Source organism: Streptomyces sp. NPDC054841 (assembly GCF_053611045.1).
The window spans coordinates 1-19,516 of sequence record NZ_JBSGZO010000127.1; the positions used below are offsets into that span (position 1 = coordinate 1).

Here is a 19,516-nt window from a genome sequence, read left to right on the forward strand (position 1 = left end):
ATACGCCCAGTATGAGGACGACCCTCCGCCTTGCGATGCACCGCATCTGACGCCGCGCGCTGATCCACCGGGGATTACGGGACAGCCCTTAGGCGCAGAAAGAACGCAGAATGACCCAGACAAAAGGGTTGCGGCGGTACCGGGTGGTACCGCCGCTGGCATGTCGGCCCAGTTACCAAGCGTCCTCGATATGTTGCCCATCAGGTCGGGAACTTTGCCCGTCACCTGGTGCGGCTGGCCCGTAATCGACGGGTCGACGTCGCGTGGGTGCTCGGCGTTCATGCTTCGGTCCGTGGGGCCTTTGTTGCGTGATTGGTGATCCTCTCGGATGTCCCAGGTCTCGCGGGCCGTTAAGTCCTTTGTACTCCAGAGGCCCGGCAAGCGGAACCCCTGGCTGCTTTTTTTACTTTTGGTCTCAAATGCGGGCAAAGGAACTTCTGCGTCGGCTCGCGTACCAGACGAGGCCCGCGGTCGCCGCCGCCGCACCGATCGCGGCCGCCGCGACGAGCGTGGGACGCGCCGGCATCGTGAACGCGGGAAAGCGCTGCTTCAGCCGTACCGGACGGTTGAAGACAAGAACCGGCCAGCCGCGGGACACGGCCTCGCGGCGCAGGGTCCGGTCCGGATTGACCACGAACGGATGCCCCACGGACGACAGCATGGGGACGTCGGTGATCGAGTCGCTGTACGCGTAACAGCGCGACAGGTCGTACCCCTCGGACTCGGCGAGTTCCTTGACCGCCGCGGCCTTGGTCGGACCGTACGCGTAGTACTCCACCTCTCCGGTGAAGCAGCCGTCGTCGCCGACGACCATGCGGGTGGCGACGACGCGGTCGGCACCGAGCAACTCGCCGATCGGCTCGACGACCTCGGCGCCGGAGGTCGACACGATGACGACATCGCGGCCTGCGGCGTGGTGCTCCTCGATGAGGGACGCGGCCTCGTCGTAGATGATCGGGTCGATGCGGTCGTGCAGTGTCTCGGCGACGATCTCCTTGACCTGCTGCACATTCCAGCCCTTGCAGAGAGCGGACAGGTACTTGCGCATCCGCTCCATCTGGTCGTGGTCGGCGCCGCCCGCGAGGAAGACGAACTGGGAGTACGCAGTCCGCAGTACGGCACGGCGGTTGATCAGTCCGCCGCGATAGAAGGACTTGCTGAAGGTCAGCGTCGACGACTTCGCAATGACCGTCTTGTCCAGGTCGAAGAAGGCTGCTGTGCGCGGCAAGGAGTGGTTTTCCACGACGCAGAGCATAGGCGCCCACCATTCGGCGTAAGCTGGGGCGCGTGGGTTTGCCTGAGAAGGCTCTCGGGTACACCATGGAAGTCACGGATCGTTCGCGACCGTGCTAACCCGGTCCGACTCCTCCCCCCCCGAGTCGGCCGTGGGGACGACCCCCGCTCTCCCCCCCGGCGGGGGTCGTCGCATGTCCGGACGCATTTTCGTCCCTTGCATCTGATCGTTCTCCCCTCCCCGGTGCTTCGTCGACGCCGGCCTCGACGCCTCCGATTCCGTCACTCTACGTAGCGGTCGCGCTGCGCTCCGGAAGTCGGGCCAGAAGTCACTGGTATGGGCTACCGGGATATTCACAAGTGGCGAGTTGTCCACAGTTTTAGAGCAAGATCCACACGATTTTCCGGCGCGCTGCACGGTGATTCCGTCCGCGAAGTTCACGGACCGAAGGAATCACAGATCCCGTATCGATCTCGCCGCGTGGTGAGAGCGGTACGGGACGGGTGCGGGCGGTCTGCCCGCACTCGTGGCTGACACCGCGAAGCGCGGTGAAAGGGGGGGAAATCGTGGCGGGTTCCATCACATCAGGCGCGTCCGGTGCGCCGGGCAGGCCGGGTCCATCGGGTACCTCGGGTGTGTCCGGGGCGTCCGGCGGGCCGCCGGTTCCTGGCGAGCGCCGGACCGGGCCTCTGATCGTCACGGAGGACCTGGCGCTGCTCGACGATCTGCTGCGGCTGTGCGCCGCGGCGGGTGCCGATCCGCAGGTTCATCATTCGGTGCCCGAGGAGCGAGGGAGCTGGGAGGGCGCGCCGCTGGTCCTCGTCGGGGACGATGCGGCCGCGCGCTGCAGGGGAGCCACCCGCAGACGGGGTGTGCTGCTCGTCGGACGTGATCAGGACGATCCGCAGGTCTGGCGGCGGGCGGTGGAGATCGGTGCCGACTGTGTGCTGCGGCTGCCCGACGCCGAGGGCTGGCTCGTGGACCGGATCGCCGATGTGGCCGAAGGCGTCGGCCGGCCCGCACTCACCGTCGGTGTGATCGGCGGCCGGGGCGGTGCGGGAGCCTCCACGCTGGCCTGCGCGCTCGCCGTGACAGCGGCCCGCGAAGGGCGGCGCACGATGCTCGTCGACGGCGACCCGCTGGGCGGCGGTCTCGATGTGCTCCTCGGCGGGGAGCAGTCGGAGGGCAGGCGCTGGCCGGACTTCGCGGCGTCCAAGGGCCGGGTCGCCGGCGGTGCCCTGGAGGAGTCACTGCCGTCGGTGCACGGGCTGCGGGTGCTCAGCTGGGACCGGAGTGATGCGGTGGTGATCCCGCCGGAGGCCATGCGTTCGGTGCTGGCGGCCGCGCGCAGACGTGGCGGTGTGGTGGTCGTGGATCTGCCGCGCCGCGTCGATGAGGGCGTCGCGGAGGCGCTGGCACAGCTTGATGTCGGGCTTCTGGTGGTGCCGGGCGAGCTGCGTGCGGTGGCCGCCGCGAGGCGCGTCGCGGCGACGGTGGGCATGGTGCTGGGCGATCTGCGGGCCGTGGTGCGCGGGCCGTACGCATCGGGCCTGGACGAGCAGTGGGTGGCCGATGCGCTCGAGCTGCCGCTTGCGGGGGAACTGCCGGTGGAGGCAGGGCTGTTCGCCGACCTCGACGGCGGGGTTCCACCGGGCGCCGGCGCGCGGGGGCCGCTGGCCCGGTTCTGCTCGGCGTTCTGGGAGCGGGCATTCGCGGGCGGTGGGGTGTCATGACGTCGGTTCTGCTCGAGGCCGTGAGGCAGCGGCTTGCCGAGAGCGGGGCCGACCCGACCCCGGCCAGGGTGGCGGCCGCGCTGCGGGCGCAGGGGCGGCTGCTCGGCGATACGGAAGTGCTCGGCGCCGCCGAGGAGTTGAGGTGCGAGCTGGTGGGGACGGGGCCCTTGGAGCCGCTGCTCGCCGACCCCGCGGTGACGGATGTGCTGGTGTCGGCACCCGACCGGGTGTGGGTGGACCGGGGCGGCGGGCTCCAGCTCACCGATGTCACCTTCTCCGATGCTGCGGCGGTGCGCAGGCTGGCGCAGCGGCTGTCGGCGGTGGCGGGGCGCAGGCTGGACGACGCTCGCCCCTGGGTGGATGCCAGGCTCCCCGACGGCACCCGGATGCACGCGGTGCTGCCCCCGGTGGCGGTCGGTTCGACCTGTCTGTCGCTGCGGGTGGTGCGGCCCAGGGCCTTCTCGCTGGGCGAGCTGATCGAGGCGGGGACGGTCCCGCCGGGCGGCGACCGGCTGCTCCGGGCGCTGATCGAGGCCAGGGTCTCCTATCTGATCAGTGGAGGCACGGGCTCGGGCAAGACGACGCTCCTGTCGACGTTGCTGGGGCTGGTCGGTGAACGCGAGCGGATCGTCCTGGCCGAGGACTCGGCGGAATTGCGGCCCGACCATCCGCATGTGGTGCGGCTGGAGTCCCGTCCGGCCAACCAGGAGGGTGCGGGCCTGGTCACCCTGCGGGACTTGGTGCGCCAGGCGCTGCGGATGCGGCCGGACCGGCTGGTCGTGGGCGAGGTGCGCGGCTCCGAAGTGACCGATCTTCTGGCGGCGTTGAACACGGGACATGACGGCGGCTGCGGCACGGTCCACGCGAATACGGGCACGGATGTCCCGGCCCGTCTGGAGGCCCTGGGCACGGCGGCCGGACTGGACAGGGCCGCGCTGCACAGCCAGCTGGCGGCCGCGCTCTCGGTCGTGGTCCATCTCGTGCGGGACCGGGACGGACGGCGCCGGATCGCCGAGGTGCATGTGCTGGAGCGGGACGCGGTGGGGCTGGTGGTGACCGTTCCCGCGCTGCGGTGGGGTGCGGCGGGCTTCGTGCGGGAGCGGGGATGGGAGCGGCTGCGGTCGTTGGTCGGGGGTGCGTGGTGACGACGACGGTGATGTACGCGGCGGTATGCGCGGGAGCCGCGGCATGGATGACGGTTGGTGGGGACCAGGCGGTACGGCGGTCAAGGCTGATGTTCGCCGGCGGGGGCGCGGTCGAGGCGGTGCCCTGGTGGGGCGAGCAGCGGTGGCGGCAAGCGCGGCAGGTGGTGAGGCGGCTGAGGCGCGAATGGCTGTGCCTGCCCCTGGCATTGGTACTGGCCGTCGCCGGGGAGTCGGTGCTTCCGCTGGTTGCGGGTGCGGTGGCGATTCCGCTGGTGGGGCGGCGGCTGAGGACAGGAGAGGGAAGGAGGGCCAGGGAGCGGAGGGCGGACGCGGTGATCGCGCTGTGCGGGGCCGTTGCGGGCGAGCTGCGGGCGGGCCGCCAGCCCGGACAGGCACTGCTGGCAGCCGGCCGGGCCACGGGGGCGCTCGGCGGGGCGGAGGCCGCGGTGCTGGCGGCTGCGCGTTTCGGCGGCGATGTGCCCGGGGAGCTGCGGCGGGCGGCGCGCGAGCCGGGCGCGGACGGGCTGGCCGGCCTGGCGGCCTGCTGGCTGGTCTCCGTGGGCAGCGGGGCGGGGCTGGCCGCAGGGCTGGACCGGCTGGAGGCGGCGCTCCGGGCCGAGCGGGACCAACGGGAGGGACTGCGCGCCCAGTTGGCCGGAGCGTGGTCCACGGTCGTCGTGCTGGCGCTGCTCCCGGTGGTCGGGCTGGGGCTCGGCTGGGCGCTCGGCGCCGATCCGTTGACGGTGCTGCTGCACACCCCCGCGGGCCTGGGGTGCCTGCTCGTGGGCGGGCTGCTGGAAGCGGCGGGTCTGTACTGGGCGGCGAGGATCGTGCGGACGGGTGAGCGGTCATGAGCGCCCAGTTCGTCCACAGGCTGGGGGTCGCGGTCGCGTTGGCATCGGCCGTGGTCTGGCTGGGCTGCGTGGTGGCCGGGTGGCGGCGCGAGCGACGGGCACGCGGGCGGATCGCCGTACTGCTCGCGGTGGAGCACGCTCCTCGCTGGAAGTGGGCGCCCGAGTACGGGGCGAGGGCGCGCAGCTGGGCCCCTCCGATGGGCGTGCTGATCATCGGCTGCGTCCTGGCCGGCGGGATCACCGGTTGCCTGCTGGGCCTTGCCGGGGCGTACGGCCTGCGGAAGTGGCAGCAGGGCCGCGCACGGGACGGAGCGGCGGCCGGCGAGGAGGGGGCCGCGGAGCAGCTCCCGCTCGCCGCCGATCTGCTGGCGGCCTGTGTCTCGGCAGGAGCAGGGCCGCGCGAGGCGGCGGAAGCGGTGGGGGAGTCGCTCGGCGGCCCGGTCGGCCGACGACTGGCGAAGGCCGCGGCCGAGTTGCGGCTGGGCAGCGAACCGTCGCAGGCCTGGGGACGGTTCGGGGAGATACCGGGCGCCGCGGGGCTGGCTCGCTGCCTCGAGCGGGCCGGTTCCTCGGGGGCGCCGGCGGCGGGGCCGGTCTCCCGGCTGGCCGAGGGCCTCAGAGCGGACCGGGCCCGGGCTGCCGCATCACGGGCCCAGCGCGCACAGGTCCTGATCACCGCGCCGGTGGGGCTCTGCTTTCTGCCGGCGTTTCTGGCGATCGGAGTGGCTCCGGTGGTGATCGGCCTGGCGAGCGGACTGCTGCGCGGCAGCGGCAACTGATGCGACAACTCGAGCGACTCGAGCGACTCAAGCAACTCCAGCAACTCGGGCGAATCAAGCAACTCAGGTGGTTGAAATGACTGAAATGACCAAAGTGATTGAACTAGTTGAAGTGGCTGAAGTCACAACTGGCCGACGAACACAGGTGGTTGGCATGAAGCGCATGGCACGGCTGAAGGGCTGGACGGAGCTGGCGACTCGGGCGCGCACCGGTGCCCGGGCATGGCTGGGCAAGATGCGGGGGCGTACCGACGCGGGGATGACCACGTCGGAGTACGCGATGGGAACGATCGCGGCATGTGCCTTCGCCGCGGTCCTCTACAAGGTGGTGACGAGCGGGACGGTCTCGACGGCACTCGAATCGGTCATCGGCAAGGCGCTCAATGCCCAGTTCTGACCGCAGGGCGGCCGTCGGCAGGGCGGTCGCCGACCGGGGGGCCGTGACAGCGGAGGCGGCGGTGGCCGTTCCGGCGCTGGTGGTGTTCGCGATGGCGCTGGTGTGGGCTCTGGTGGCGGCTTCCGCGCAGATCCAGTGTGTGGACGCGGCCAGGGCCGGGGCGCGGGCGGCCGCGAGATCGGAGCCGGAGGCCGCTGCGCTCGCCGCCGCCCGGTCCGCCGCCCCGCGCGACGCCAAGGTCTCGATGGGGCGGGACGGTGACCTCTGGAGGGTGCGGGTGGAGGCCGCGAGTCCCGGTCCGGGGGCGCTGGCTCTGACCCTGACGGCGGAAGCCGCTGCTCTCGCGGAGGACACGGTGGGGAGCAGCGCGCCATGAGGGGCCGCGACCGGGGCTCGGCGACTGTCTGGGTGGCCATGGCGGCGTGCGCGATGTGTGCGGTCTTCGCCGCGGTGCTGGCCATGGGCCAGGCGGTTGTCGCCCGCCACCGCGCGGGCGCCGCGGCCGACCTGGCGGCGCTCGCCGCGGCGGACCGGGCTCTGGAGGGTGCGGGGCCGGCATGCGCTGCGGCGGCACGGGTGGCCCGCGCCCAGGGGGCGGCCGTGGTGCGGTGCGCGGTGACCGGCGAGACCGCCGATGTGACAGCCGAGGCAGCCTTCGGCCCGTACTCCCCGGAGGTCAGATCCCGCGCGGGTCCCCCGGATGGCCCAGCGGCCCCTCAGAAGTTTTGGCGGTTCCGCGCTCAGGAGTCGCAGGAGTCCCAGCCTCTGCAGTCTCAGGAGCCTCAGCCTCTGCAGTCTCAGGAGTCGCAGGGGCCTCAGCCTCCGGAGTCTCAGCCTCCGGAGACTCCGGGCCCGACGGGGAGGACCCGGGCGGAGCCCCTGCAGCCGGGGTGGCCGGGGCCGGGGCCTCCCTGAGGAGGACGGTCAGGAGCCGCACGGCGGCCCGCTTGTGCAGCGGTTCGTTGCCGTTGCCGCACTTCGGGGACTGGATGCAGGACGGGCAGCCCGCGTCGCACTCGCAGGAGGCGATGGCCTCACGGGTCGCGGTCAGCCACTCACGGGCGGTGTGGAAGGCCCGCTCGGCGAAGCCCGCGCCGCCCGGGTGACCGTCGTACACGAAGACGGTGGGCAGCAGGGTGTCCGGGTGCAGCGGGACGGAGACCCCGCCGATGTCCCAGCGGTCGCAGGTGGCGAAGAGCGGGAGCATCCCGATGGAGGCGTGCTCGGCGGCGTGCAGGGCGCCGCCCAGCTGCTCCGGGTTCACCCGGGCGGCCTCCAGCTGGTCCTCGGTGACCGTCCACCACACGGCTCGCGTGCGCAGGGTGCGAGGCGGCAGATCGAGCTTGGTCTCGCCAAGCACCTCGCCGGTGATGAGCTTCCGGCGAAGGAAGGAGACGACCTGGTTGGTGACCTCGACAGAGCCGTAGCAGAGGCGGCCCGCGCCCCACGGGACCTCGGTGTCGGTGTCCAGGATGGAGATGGAGGTGGTGTCGCGGGCAGTGGTGGAGTACGGCGGGTTCGCCTCCTCGACGAGGGCGACCGAATCCTCCAGGTCGAGCTGCTTCACCAGGTACGTACGGCCCTGGTGGAGGTGGACGGCCCCGTCGTGGACGGCGGCGTGGGCGGCCGGCTCGTCGACCGTGCCGAGCAGCCGGCCGGTCCCTGCCTCGACGATCTGCACCGGGCGGCCGCCCTCGCCCCGGATGTCGGTGAGGTCAGCGGCCCGCTCGCGGCGGGTCCAGTACCAGCCGGAGGCGCGCCTGCGCAGCAGTGCCGCGCTCTCCAGCTGAGGCAGCAGCTCGGCCACGGCAGGGCCGAACAGGTCAAGGTCGTCCTCCGTCAGGGGGAGCTCCGCTGCGGCCGCGCAGAGGTGCGGGGCGAGGACGTACGGGTTGTCCGGGTCCAGGACGGTGGACTCGACCGGCTGCTGGAACAGCGCCTCGGGGTGGTGGACGAGGAAGGTGTCCAGCGGGTCGTCGCGGGCGACCAGGACGGCGAGTGCGCCCTGCCCGGAGCGCCCTGCCCGGCCCGCCTGCTGCCAGAGCGAGGCCCGGGTGCCGGGATAGCCCGCGATGACGACCGCGTCCAGGCCCGAAACGTCGACGCCGAGCTCCAGGGCGGTCGTGGCGGCGAGCCCGAGCAGCTCGCCGGAGTGCAGGGCCTGCTCCAGGGCGCGCCGTTCCTCCGGCAGGTAGCCACCCCGGTACGCGGCAACCCGGCGGGCGAGGCTGCGGTCGACCTCGGCCAGGCGCTCCTGGGCGATGACGGAGATCAGCTCGGCGCCACGCCGGGAGCGTACGAAGGCGACCGTACGGACGCCCTGGACGGTCAGGTCCGTGAGCAGGTCGGCCGTCTCGGCCGTGGCGGTACGGCGCACCGGGGCGCCCTTCTCGCCGTGCAATTCGGTGAGCGGGGGCTCCCACAGGGCGAAGACGAGTTCGCCGCGGGGCGAGGCGTCGTCGGAGACCTCGGTGACGGGCAGGCCGGTGAGGCGACGGGCGGCCACGGCCGGTTCCGCGGCGGTGGCGGAGGCGAGGAGGAAGACGGGGTTCGCGCCGTAGCGGGCGCAGACCCGGCGGAGGCGGCGCAGCACCTGGGCGACATGGGAGCCGAAGACGCCCCGGTAGGTGTGGCACTCGTCGATGACGACATAGCGCAGGGAGCGCAGGAAGGAGGACCAGCGAGGATGTGACGGGAGTATCCCGCGGTGCAGCATGTCCGGATTGGTGAGGACGTAGTTCGCGTACTGGCGGACCCATTCGCGTTCTTCGACGGGGGTGTCCCCGTCGTACACGGCGGGTCGCACACGGTTGCCGAGCGGGGCGGCGAGCTCCTTCACGGCGCGGCGCTGATCTGCGGCCAGGGCCTTGGTCGGGGCGAGGTAGAGGGCGGTGGTGCCCCGCCCGTTGGCCGCCTCGGCACCGTCCAGGAGCGTGGACAGGACGGGCGCGAGATACGCCAGGGACTTGCCCGAGGCGGTGCCGGTGGCGATCACGACCGACTCGCCGTCCAGGGCGTGCTCGGCGGCGGTGGCCTGGTGGGCCCAGGGGTGCTCGATGCCGGCCTGCTGGATGGCGCTGATCACTTCCGCGCGGATGCGGTGCGGCCAGACTGCATGGCGGCCCGGCCTGGGGGGCAAGTGCTCCGTATGAGTGATGCGCGCAGCCCGGCCCGCCCCCGCGGTGAGCCGGTCGAGGACCGTACCGGGGGTGGGGCGGGTTTCCCCGCTCTCGGAAGGACGTCTGGGACGGTGATTCATGGCCATCGGCACCGAGTGTGTCACCGGCGTGACGGACAATGGTCCTAAGGCGTCGTGCATGGCTGCCGGTAAGTGATTGAATGCCATCGCGGCTGGAGATCCGTCCCCTGGCTCCGTCGGGGAGACCCGAGGGGCGACCGCTCGATAGCAAGGTGCTGGAGGATCCGTGGACCTGTCCCTGTCGACTCGCAATGTGTCCGGCCCTGGTGGCGACCGCACGGTCGTCGAGGTCGGTGGCGAGATTGATGTGTATACCGCGCCCAAGCTGCGCGAGCAGTTGGTCGAGTTGGTGAACGACGGCAGCTACCACCTGGTTGTCGACATGGAGGGTGTGGACTTCCTCGACTCGACCGGCCTCGGCGTGCTTGTGGGCGGTCTCAAGCGTGTGCGTGCGCACGAAGGATCGCTGCGCCTGGTCTGCAACCAGGAGCGCATTCTCAAGATCTTCCGGATCACTGGTCTGACCAAGGTGTTCCCCATTCACACCACGGTCGACGAGGCCGTCGCGGCGACCGACTGAGTCGTCCGGCGGATCTCCGGAGGCTCCGGGTGATTCCGGAGACCTCCGGGGAGTCCGGAGGAAGCAAGGGTTCCGGGCGAAAGCCCGGGCCCCTGAGAAGCACGCTCGCACGCTCGTCCGTCCGAGGGGGACCGCATGGCCACCGTTGAACTCCGCTTCAGCGCACAGCCCGAGCACGTCAGGACCGCCCGCCTGGTGGCCGCTGCCGTGGCGCGCCGTGCCGGGGTCGACGAGGCCGTCCTGGACGAGGTCCGCCTCGCCGTCGGCGAGGCGTGCAGCCGGGCCGTCGGGCTGCACCGCAGCAGTGGCATCACCGCTCCCGTCCGGGTTGTCCTGACCGAGGAGGAGAAGACCTTCTCCATCGAGGTCGGCGACGAGGTCCCCGCCGAGGGAAGCACCGGCGCGGCCGGTCCGGGTACCGGTTCCACAGAGCAGGCCCGAGACACGGAGAGTGACGGCGAGGACGAGATGGGTCTCGCGGTGATCAGTGGGCTCGTCGACGACGTCGAGGTGACGTCCGGGGAGCACGGCGGCGTCATCCGTATGAGCTGGCCCAAGAATCCGGCCACGATCGTGCCATGACGCTGTGACCGCCCGACCGCGTCACGCTGACGGTGGCGCGTTCGCCTGTTCCTTTGAGAGGCCCTGCTGAGCAGGGCCTTTTTCATTTCCCTAGATCATGGATCAAGCGTCAATGCCTTTGTCCCATTACCGCTTTCGGGGGGATTCTCGAGGCGCGATAGTTTGCTGAGTAGCAACTGAAGGTCAATTCCATTTGTCGCGCCCTGTTTTGATCAGGTTCCGCTCCCTACAATCCGTCCACATCTTGAGCTCTGAACGTCAAGGAGGACGAATGGCGGGGCTCTTCAACCCACACCTGCCCGACTACCCCACTTCTCTCGCAGCCGCGGTACTCACCGATGACAATCGGATGATCGTTATTGCCATCGCGGCCGTGGCGCTGGCGGCGTTGATCGTCGCCCAGCTGCTGGTACGCCAGGTACTGGCGGCCGGTGAAGGCACCGATTCCATGAAGAAGATCGCAGCAGCCGTACAGGAAGGCGCGAATGCCTATCTGACACGGCAGTTGCGCACGCTCGGCATCTTCGCCGTCGTGGTCTTCTTCCTGCTGATGTTGCTGCCGGCCGACAACTGGTCGCAACGCGCCGGACGTTCGGTATTTTTCCTGGTGGGCGCGCTGTTCTCGGCGGCCACCGGTTACATCGGCATGCGTCTTGCCGTACGAGCCAATGTCCGTGTGGCCGCGGCCGCGCGTGAAGCGACACCGGCGGAGGGCGAGCCGGAAAAGGATCTGACGGCCGTCTCGCACAAGGCCATGAAGATCGCTTTCCGGACGGGCGGTGTGGTCGGCATGTTCACGGTGGGCCTCGGCCTGCTCGGTGCCTCCTGCGTGGTTCTCGTCTATGCCGCGGACGCCCCCAAGGTGCTCGAGGGCTTCGGCCTCGGCGCTGCGCTCATCGCCATGTTCATGCGTGTCGGCGGCGGCATCTTCACGAAGGCCGCGGACGTCGGCGCCGACCTCGTCGGCAAGGTCGAACAGGGCATCCCCGAGGACGACCCGCGCAACGCCGCCACCATCGCCGACAACGTCGGTGACAACGTCGGCGACTGCGCGGGCATGGCCGCCGACCTCTTCGAGTCGTACGCCGTGACGCTCGTCGCCGCACTCATCCTCGGCAAGGCCGCCTTCGGTGATCTGGGCCTGGCCTTTCCGCTGATCGTCCCGGCGATCGGCGTGGTCACCGCGATGATCGGTATCTTCGCGGTCGCCCCGCGGCGCGCCGACCGCAGCGGGATGACGGCCATCAACCGCGGATTCTTCATCTCCGCGGTGATCTCGCTCGTTCTGGTGGCCGCGGCCGTGTTCATGTATCTGCCGTCGTCGTACGCGGAACTGAACGGTGTCACCGACGCGGCGATCGAGGACCACGCCGGCGACCCGCGCATCCTCGCGCTCGTGGCCGTCGCCATCGGCATCGTGCTGGCCGCCCTGATCCAGCAGCTGACGGGGTACTTCACCGAGACGAACCGTCGTCCCGTCCGGGACATCGGCAAGTCCTCGCTCACCGGCGCGGCCACCGTCGTCCTCGCCGGTATCTCCATCGGCCTCGAATCGGCCGTCTACACCGCGCTGTTGATCGGTCTCGGCGTCTACGGGGCGTTCCTGCTCGGCGGTACGTCGATCATGCTCGCGCTGTTCGCGGTGGCGCTGGCCGGTACCGGGCTGCTCACCACCGTCGGTGTCATCGTCGCCATGGACACCTTCGGCCCGGTCTCCGACAACGCCCAGGGCATCGCCGAGATGTCGGGTGACGTCACGGGCGCGGGCGCGCAGGTCCTGACCGACCTCGACGCTGTCGGCAACACCACCAAGGCCATCACCAAGGGCATCGCCATCGCGACTGCCGTTCTCGCCGCGGCCGCGCTCTTCGGCTCGTACCGCGACGCGATCGCCACCTCCGTCGCGGAGGTGGGTGCCAAGGCCGCGGAGATGAACCTGAGTCTGGACGTCTCGCAGCCCAACAACCTGGTGGGCCTGGTCCTCGGTGCGGCCGTCGTGTTCCTCTTCTCCGGGCTGGCGATCAACGCGGTCTCCCGGTCGGCCGGTTCGGTGGTCTACGAGGTGCGGCGGCAGTTCCGCGAGCATCCCGGGATCATGGACTACAGCGAGAAGCCGGAGTACGGACGCGTCGTCGACATCTGCACCAAGGACGCGCTGCGCGAACTGGCCACGCCCGGCCTGCTCGCCGTGCTGGCACCGATCGCGGTCGGCTTCACCTTCGGTGTCGGCGCTCTGGGCTCGTACCTCGCGGGTGCCATCGCCACCGGCACGCTCATGGCCGTCTTCCTCGCCAACTCCGGTGGCGCGTGGGACAACGCCAAGAAGCTCGTCGAGGACGGCCACCACGGCGGCAAGGGCAGCGAGGCGCATGCCGCGACGGTCATCGGCGACACGGTCGGCGACCCGTTCAAGGACACCGCGGGCCCCGCGATCAACCCGCTGCTCAAGGTGATGAACCTGGTGGCACTGCTGATCGCGCCCGCGGTGGTGCAGTTCAGCTACGGGGACGACGCCAACGCGGGCGTACGGGCCGTGGTCGCGGCGCTGGCGATCGCGATCATCATCGGTGCGGTCTACGTGTCCAAGCGGCGTTCCGTCGCCATGGGTGACGAAGACAACGCCGCCGAACGGTCGGCGAAGTCACCGGACCCTGCGGTCGTTTCGTAGCAAACCTCACACCGCAACAGAAACACCTGCTCAAGGCGTGGGCGGGCGGCGCGGATTGACGCGCCGTCCGCCCATTTCCGTGCGCCGGGTGAGCCTTGTCTCTCTTGGTGCAAATGGCTGCAATAGTGTAAATACCGGACGTTCGGCATGCGGCTGTCGCCCACTTGGCGTGTATGTTCCGGGGCCGAGAGCCTTGGAAGGGACCGATCCGGTGAAGGTGAACAAGAAGCTTGCGGCCGCGCTGTCCGGCGGCGCGGTACTGGTGCTCGCGCTGTCGGGCTGCACCAGCGACGACAGCGACGGCAAGGTGAATGCCTGGGCCAAGACGGTCTGCGACCAGGCACAGCCGCAGATCCAGAAGAGGGCCAACGCCCAGCAGACGATCATCTCGACCGCCGCGGACGGCAAGCCCGCCGACATCCAGACCGCCGACTCGAAGGCCTTCCAGGACATCGCCGAGGCGAACAAGGCTCTGGCCACGGCCGTGCAGGGGGCCGGCGTGCCGCCGGTCGACAACGGCGGGAAGCTGCAAGAGGACGCCGTCAAGGAACTCAACGCCACGTCGACGGCCTACCTCAACCTCAAGAAGCAGGTGGACGCGCTCGACCCGGAGGACCAGCAGAAGTTCGCCGACGGGCTGCAGGGCATCGCGGACGGTCTGAAGAAGATCGAGAAGATGGACCAGGACGCCCTGGCCAAGCTGCAGTCCGGTGACCTGGGCAAGGCGATGGGGCAGCAGCCGGGCTGCCAGAAGGTCAAGCCCTCGGTGAAGCCGACCGGTGCGACGGGCGAGTCCACGAAGCCGGGATCCGGTTCGTCGAAGCCGGCTGCCAAGCCGTCGAACGCCACGGGTCCGTCGAAGTCCGCCGACGCCTCGAAGTCGTCCTAGGAAGTGTCTTCGAAGTAGCCACCGGACCGGACCGGGAGCACGTGTACGACTGATCCCGGTCGGTCCCGGAGTCCGCACCGGGGCTGCCCAGCCGCGCCTGGTCGTCCACCCGTCGCCTCGCCCGCCCGGCGGGGCCCCCGGCCGGATCCCGGGACTCCGGATGCGCGCGGCAGGGGCGGGCGGCGTGGCCCGCGGGTGAGAATGGGCGCGTGAGTACGACCAGCCTTGCCTCAGGCCTCCCTGTGCCCGACCAGTCCGCCCGGCTCCGTGACGCCCTGCTCGCGGCCGACTTCACCGCCGACGGACTGCTCGACCTGCTCGGCGCGCCCGCATACGCGGCGCTCGCCCGCAGCGAGACCGTGCCGGCGGTGCGCGCCACCCGGGGCGACTCACCGCTGGAGACCCTCGTACGGCTCTTCCTGCTGCAGCGGACGGTGGCGCCCGAGCGGGCGCGGGCCGCGCTGCCGCTGGACGAGGCGCTCGCCGACGGCTGGGTCGTCAAGGACGGCGACGGTATCCGGGCGACGGTGGACGTGCGCCCGTACGGCGGCCCCGAAGGGCAGGACTGGTTCATCGTCTCCGACCTGGGCTGCGCGGTCGGCGGGGCCGGCGGGGCCGGCGGCCAGGGCGAGGGCGTCGTGCTCGGCGTCGGTGGGGCGTCCACCACGCTCGCCGGGATCACGGTCCGTACGCCCGTGACCTCCGCCCTCGACGTCGGTACGGGCTCCGGCATCCAGGCTCTGCACGCCACCCGGCACGCCACCCGGGTCACGGCCACCGATCTGAACCCCCGGGCGCTGGCGTTCACCCGGCTCACCCTCGCGCTGTCCGGGGCACCCGAGGCCGATCTGCGGGAGGGCTCACTCTTCGCGCCGGTCGAGTCGGAGACGTACGACCTGATCGTGTCGAATCCGCCCTTCGTCATCTCTCCCGGCGCCCGGCTCACGTACCGGGACGGCGGGATGGGCGGGGACGATCTCTGCCGCTCGCTCGTTCGGCAGTCGGGGGAGCGGCTGAACCAAGGGGGGTTCGCGCAGTTCCTCGCCAACTGGCAGCACGTGGAAGGGGAGGACTGGCAGGAGCGGGTGCGCTCCTGGGTGCCGCGCGGGTGCGACGCCTGGATCGTGCAGCGCGAGGTGCAGGACGTGACGCAGTACGCCGAGCTGTGGCTGCGGGACAGCGGTGACCACCGCACCGCTCCCGAGGAGTACGCGGCGCGGTACGACGCGTGGCTGGACGAGTTCGAGGCGCGCGGGACCAAGGCGGTCGGCTTCGGCTGGGTCACGCTCCGGAAGTCCGGGGCGGAGCAGCCGTCGATCGTCGTCGAGGAGTGGCCGCACCCCGTCGAGCAGCCCCTCGGCGAGACCGTACGGGCCCACTTCGCGCGGCAGGACTATCTCCGGACGCGCGACGACGCGGCGCTGCTCGCCGAGCATTTCGTGCTGGCGGACGAAGTGGTGCAGGAGCAGGTCGGGCTGCCCGGCGCCGAGGACCCCGAGCATGTCGTGCTGCGGCAGAACCGGGGCATGCGGCGTGCAACGAAGGTGGACACGGTGGGCGCGGGTTTCGCGGGCGTCTGCGACGGCACGCTGAGCGCCGGGCGGATCCTCGACGCCATCGCGCAGCTCGTCGGCGAGGATCCGGTGATGCTGCGGGACCGTACGCCGCAGGCGATCAGACTGCTGGTCCAGGAAGGCTTCCTGGAGCCCGCGGGCCCCGGCGACGAGTCTTCACGCGCCGGCGACTGAGCGGGCGCCCGCGGCCCGAGCGGCCCCCTCCCGTCCGCCGCAAGGCGGTCCCGCCCTCCGCCGGCCAACATTTCCCGTACGAAATTGGCCATTGTTCGCGTGGCGGGCAATGGCCGCAACGCTCCGAGGGAAACCGCCGGGGGACCCGACCGGGCTGTGGCCGGTTCGGCGTCGGCGCGGAAACCGGCCCGGACGGGTGGGCTCCGGAAAACGTCCCGTCTGCCAGGAAACGTCCTGTCTGCCAGGAAAACCTCCTGTCTGGACGGTCGGCCTGTGGAAGGCGTTCTTCCGGGTGGGCCCGGGGCGGCGCCGGCCGGGTGAACCCGTGTCGCGTTCACCCGGAATTCGCGTGGGCGACGCCCGGAGGTGTCAGTCTCGGCCCCGGCATCCCGGGATCAGGCCGAGGAGTGGGAGACGCATATGGAGAGCGGTCCGGCGATCTTCGCGGGAACGGCGTTCGCGCTGTTCGGAGCCGCACTGCTGGTGTGGACGGGAGCACGCGTCCTGCACCGCGCCCCGGTCGCGCACGGCGTGAATCCCGCCACGGCGGCCACCCTCGCGGCGATCTTCGGGGCCCTGTTCCTGGTCGCCGGCGTCTGGTGTTTCAGCCGGGCCTGAACTCCTTCCGGGCCGGACCCCGCCCGGCACGCCCTGACGCACACAGTGGGAGTCCGGGCGGCAGGAATGCCTGGAGTCGGGTTACCGTTCGAGTGGCCGTTGCGAGCTTTTGCCGTTTGACACGGGGGCGGGTTGTACCGTCACACTCCGCAGCGACAGCAGTGCAGTGCGGCCGTACGTCGTGCCTTGTACGCCGTACGTGACCACCGAGCGTCGACCGGAGAGAAGAGCGAAGTTGTCCCCGACCAGCGAGACCGCACAGGGCGGCCGCCGACTCGTCATCGTCGAGTCGCCTGCCAAGGCGAAGACGATCAAGGGCTACCTCGGCCCCGGCTATGTCGTCGAGGCAAGCGTCGGGCACATCCGCGACCTCCCGAACGGCGCGGCCGAGGTCCCCGAGAAGTACACCGGCGAGGTCCGTCGGCTCGGCGTGGACGTCGAGCGCGACTTCCAGCCGATCTATGTCGTCAACGCCGACAAGAAGGCGCAGGTCAGGAAGCTCAAGGAGCAGCTCGCCGAGTCCGACGAGCTCTACCTCGCCACCGATGAGGACCGCGAGGGCGAAGCCATCGCCTGGCACCTCCTCGAAGTCCTCAAGCCCAAGGTCCCCGTCCACCGGATGGTCTTCCACGAGATCACCAAGGACGCGATCCGTGAGGCCGTCGCCAACCCGCGCGAGCTCAACAAGCGCATGGTCGACGCCCAGGAGACCCGCCGTATCCTCGACCGCCTCTACGGCTACGAGGTCTCGCCGGTCCTCTGGAAGAAGGTCATGCCGCGGCTGTCGGCGGGCCGCGTCCAGTCCGTGGCGACCCGCCTCGTCGTCGAGCGCGAGCGCGAGCGCATCGCCTTCCGCTCCGCCGAGTACTGGGACCTGACCGGCACGTTCTCCACCGGCCGCGCCGGTGACGCGTCCGACCCGTCGGCCTTCACGGCCCGCCTGAGCAGCGTCGACGGGCAGCGTGTCGCCCAGGGCCGGGACTTCGGCCCGGACGGCAAGCTCAAGTCCGGCCAGGTGCTGCACCTCGACGAGGCGAACGCGCGCGCTCTCAAGGCCGCGCTGGAGAGCGCCTCGTTCTCGGTCCGCTCGGTCGAGTCGAAGCCGTACCGCCGCTCGCCGTACGCCCCGTTCCGTACAACCACCCTCCAGCAGGAGGCGTCGCGCAAGCTGGGCTTCGGGGCGAAGGCCACGATGCAGGTCGCGCAGAAGCTGTACGAGAACGGCTTCATCACCTATATGCGTACGGACTCGACCACGCTCTCCGACACCGCCGTCGCGGCGGCCCGGGCGCAGGTCACCCAGCTGTACGGCGGCGACTACCTGCCGGAGAAGCCGCGCACGTACGCCGGAAAGGTCAAGAACGCGCAGGAGGCGCACGAGGCGATCCGTCCCTCGGGCGACCGTTTCCGCACTCCGGCCGAGACCGGGCTGACCGGCGACCAGTTCCGTCTGTACGAACTGATCTGGAAGCGGACCGTCGCCTCCCAGATGAAGGACGCGGTCGGCAACTCCGTCACGGTCAAGATCGGTGGCGTCGGCTCCGACGGCCGGGACGCCGAGTTCTCGGCCTCCGGCAAGACGATCACGTTCCACGGCTTCATGAAGGCGTACGTCGAGGGCGCGGACGACCCGAACGCCGAGCTGGACGACCGCGAGCGCCGGCTGCCGCAGGTCGCCGAGGGCGACGCGCTGACCGCCGAGGAGATCACGGCGGACGGCCACGCGACCAAGCCTCCGGCCCGCTACACCGAGGCCAGCCTGGTCAAGGAGCTGGAAGAGCGCGAGATCGGCCGCCCGTCGACGTACGCGTCGATCATCGGCACGATCCTCGACCGCGGATACGTCTTCAAGAAGGGAACGGCGCTCGTGCCGTCGTTCCTCTCCTTCGCCGTGGTCAACCTGCTGGAGAAGCACTTCGGCAGGCTGGTCGACTACGACTTCACCGCCAAGATGGAGGACGACCTCGACCGCATCGCGCGGGGCGAGGCCCAGGCGGTGCCGTGGCTGAAGCGGTTCTACTTCGGCGAGGGCACGGGAGCGGGCGGCGCCGCCGAGGCGGGGAACGGCGACGGCGACCACCTCGGTGGCCTCAAGGAGCTGGTCACCGACCTCGGTGCGATCGACGCACGCGAGATCTCGTCCTTCCCGGTCGGCAACGACATCGTGCTGCGCGTCGGCCGCTACGGCCCGTACGTGGAGCGCGGCGAGAAGGAGTCGGAGGGCCACCAGCGCGCCGACGTCCCCGCCGACCTCGCGCCCGACGAGCTGACCGTCGAGCTGGCGGAGGAACTGCTGGCCAAGCCGAGCGGTGACTTCGAGCTCGGCAAGGACCCGGTCACCGGGAACGAGATCGTCGCGAAGGACGGCCGTTACGGCCCGTACGTCACGGAGATCCTGCCCGAGGGCACGCCGAAGACCGGCAAGAACGCGGTGAAGCCGCGGACCGCCTCGCTCTTCAAGTCGATGTCCCTCGACACGGTGACGCTGGAGGACGCGCTCAGGCTGATGTCGCTGCCGCGCGTCGTGGGCAAGGACGCCGAAGGCGTCGAGATCACCGCCCAGAACGGCCGCTACGGCCCGTACCTGAAGAAGGGCACGGACTCGCGCTCCCTGGAGACCGAGGACCAGCTCTTCAGCATCACGCTGGACGAGGCGCTGGCGATCTACGCCCAGCCCAAGCAGCGCGGCCGGGCCGCGGCCAAGCCGCCGCTGAAGGAACTGGGCACGGACCCGGTGAGCGAGCGTCCGGTCGTGGTGAAGGACGGCCGCTTCGGTCCGTACGTCACCGACGGCGAGACCAACGCGACCCTGCGGACCGGCGACAGCGTGGAGGAGATCACTCCGGAGCGCGGCTACGAGCTGCTCGCCGAGAAGCGCGCCAAGGGACCGGCGAAGAAGGCCGCCAAGAAGGCTCCCGCGAAGAAGGCGGCGGCCAAGAAGACGACCGCGAAGAAGGCCCCGGCGAAGAAGGCGACCGCGCGGCGGCGGAAGTAGCCGAGCACCCAGGTCGGGCCCTCCGGCTGGGTCGCTGCGGCCGCAAAACTGAGCCTGGCCGACAACACGACGAGCGGCGGCGGCAACCGTTACAC

At 70.7% G+C, this 19,516-nt stretch carries 15 protein-coding genes and 1 pseudogene; 14 read left to right on the forward strand and 2 right to left on the reverse strand.

Annotated elements, in window-relative coordinates; translation table 11 throughout:
- Window positions 1-415: 415 nt before the first annotated feature.
- The gene (locus ACWGI8_RS18795; RefSeq protein ID WP_453662236.1) at window positions 416-1,255 is read right to left on the reverse strand and encodes an HAD family hydrolase; all 840 of its coding nucleotides are present in this window, start codon (window positions 1,253-1,255) and stop codon (window positions 416-418) included.
- A 614-nt stretch (window positions 1,256-1,869) separates the two neighbouring features.
- Between ACWGI8_RS18795 and ssd the strand changes: the two genes are divergently transcribed.
- The 7 genes and pseudogenes from ssd to ACWGI8_RS18830 all read left to right on the forward strand — a co-directional run.
- A complete protein-coding gene (ssd, locus tag ACWGI8_RS18800) occupies window positions 1,870-2,967 on the forward strand; it encodes a septum site-determining protein Ssd (RefSeq protein WP_453662237.1) in 1,098 nt (365 codons plus the stop codon).
- Window positions 2,964-4,112, forward strand: a complete 1,149-nt coding sequence (locus ACWGI8_RS18805; RefSeq protein ID WP_453662238.1) for a TadA family conjugal transfer-associated ATPase — start codon at window positions 2,964-2,966, stop codon at window positions 4,110-4,112. Before ssd ends, ACWGI8_RS18805 begins: the two co-directional genes overlap by 4 nt.
- Window positions 4,073-4,966, forward strand: coding sequence for a type II secretion system F family protein (locus ACWGI8_RS18810; RefSeq protein ID WP_453662240.1), 894 nt, complete (start codon window positions 4,073-4,075; stop codon window positions 4,964-4,966). The genes ACWGI8_RS18805 and ACWGI8_RS18810 overlap by 40 nt, the downstream gene beginning before the upstream one ends.
- Window positions 4,963-5,745, forward strand: a complete 783-nt coding sequence (locus ACWGI8_RS18815) for a type II secretion system F family protein (protein WP_453662241.1) — start codon at window positions 4,963-4,965, stop codon at window positions 5,743-5,745. The genes ACWGI8_RS18810 and ACWGI8_RS18815 overlap by 4 nt, the downstream gene beginning before the upstream one ends.
- 163 nt (window positions 5,746-5,908) lie before the next feature.
- On the forward strand, window positions 5,909-6,142 hold the full coding sequence (locus ACWGI8_RS18820; RefSeq protein ID WP_453662254.1) for a DUF4244 domain-containing protein: 234 nt from the start codon (window positions 5,909-5,911) through the stop codon (window positions 6,140-6,142).
- Complete coding sequence (locus ACWGI8_RS18825; RefSeq protein WP_453662243.1) at window positions 6,129-6,518, forward strand: TadE family type IV pilus minor pilin; 390 nt, start codon at window positions 6,129-6,131, stop codon at window positions 6,516-6,518. The genes ACWGI8_RS18820 and ACWGI8_RS18825 overlap by 14 nt, the downstream gene beginning before the upstream one ends.
- 53 nt (window positions 6,519-6,571) lie before the next feature.
- Window positions 6,572-6,778, forward strand: a pseudogene (locus tag ACWGI8_RS18830) (Rv3654c family TadE-like protein); the annotation flags it as partial.
- Window positions 6,779-6,818: 40 nt separating this feature from the next.
- Here ACWGI8_RS18830 and ACWGI8_RS18835 read toward each other — a convergent pair.
- A complete protein-coding gene (locus ACWGI8_RS18835; protein WP_453662244.1) occupies window positions 6,819-9,488 on the reverse strand; it encodes a DEAD/DEAH box helicase in 2,670 nt (889 codons plus the stop codon).
- 79 nt (window positions 9,489-9,567) lie between these two features.
- On the opposite strand from ACWGI8_RS18835, the gene ACWGI8_RS18840 reads away from it, so the two are divergent.
- The 7 genes from ACWGI8_RS18840 to topA all read left to right on the forward strand — a co-directional run bounded on the left by ACWGI8_RS18840 (window position 9,568) and on the right by topA (window position 19,421).
- Window positions 9,568-9,921, forward strand: a complete 354-nt coding sequence (locus ACWGI8_RS18840) for an STAS domain-containing protein (protein WP_003967428.1) — start codon at window positions 9,568-9,570, stop codon at window positions 9,919-9,921.
- 135 nt (window positions 9,922-10,056) lie between these two features.
- On the forward strand, window positions 10,057-10,503 hold the full coding sequence (locus ACWGI8_RS18845) for an ATP-binding protein (protein ID WP_453662246.1): 447 nt from the start codon (window positions 10,057-10,059) through the stop codon (window positions 10,501-10,503).
- 271 nt (window positions 10,504-10,774) lie between these two features.
- Window positions 10,775-13,171, forward strand: coding sequence for a sodium-translocating pyrophosphatase (locus tag ACWGI8_RS18850; protein ID WP_453662247.1), 2,397 nt, complete (start codon window positions 10,775-10,777; stop codon window positions 13,169-13,171).
- Between the two features lie 217 nt (window positions 13,172-13,388).
- The gene (locus ACWGI8_RS18855) at window positions 13,389-14,060 is read left to right on the forward strand and encodes a small secreted protein (protein ID WP_453662255.1); all 672 of its coding nucleotides are present in this window, start codon (window positions 13,389-13,391) and stop codon (window positions 14,058-14,060) included.
- A 209-nt stretch (window positions 14,061-14,269) separates the two neighbouring features.
- Complete coding sequence (locus ACWGI8_RS18860) at window positions 14,270-15,808, forward strand: DUF7059 domain-containing protein (RefSeq protein WP_453662249.1); 1,539 nt, start codon at window positions 14,270-14,272, stop codon at window positions 15,806-15,808.
- Between the two features lie 420 nt (window positions 15,809-16,228).
- The gene (locus tag ACWGI8_RS18865) at window positions 16,229-16,426 is read left to right on the forward strand and encodes a hypothetical protein (RefSeq protein ID WP_453662250.1); all 198 of its coding nucleotides are present in this window, start codon (window positions 16,229-16,231) and stop codon (window positions 16,424-16,426) included.
- A gap of 235 nt (window positions 16,427-16,661) precedes the next feature.
- Window positions 16,662-19,421 (forward strand): type I DNA topoisomerase, encoded by a 2,760-nt coding sequence (gene topA / locus ACWGI8_RS18870; RefSeq protein ID WP_453662252.1) that lies wholly within the window; start codon window positions 16,662-16,664, stop codon window positions 19,419-19,421.
- Window positions 19,422-19,516: the final 95 nt, after the last annotated feature.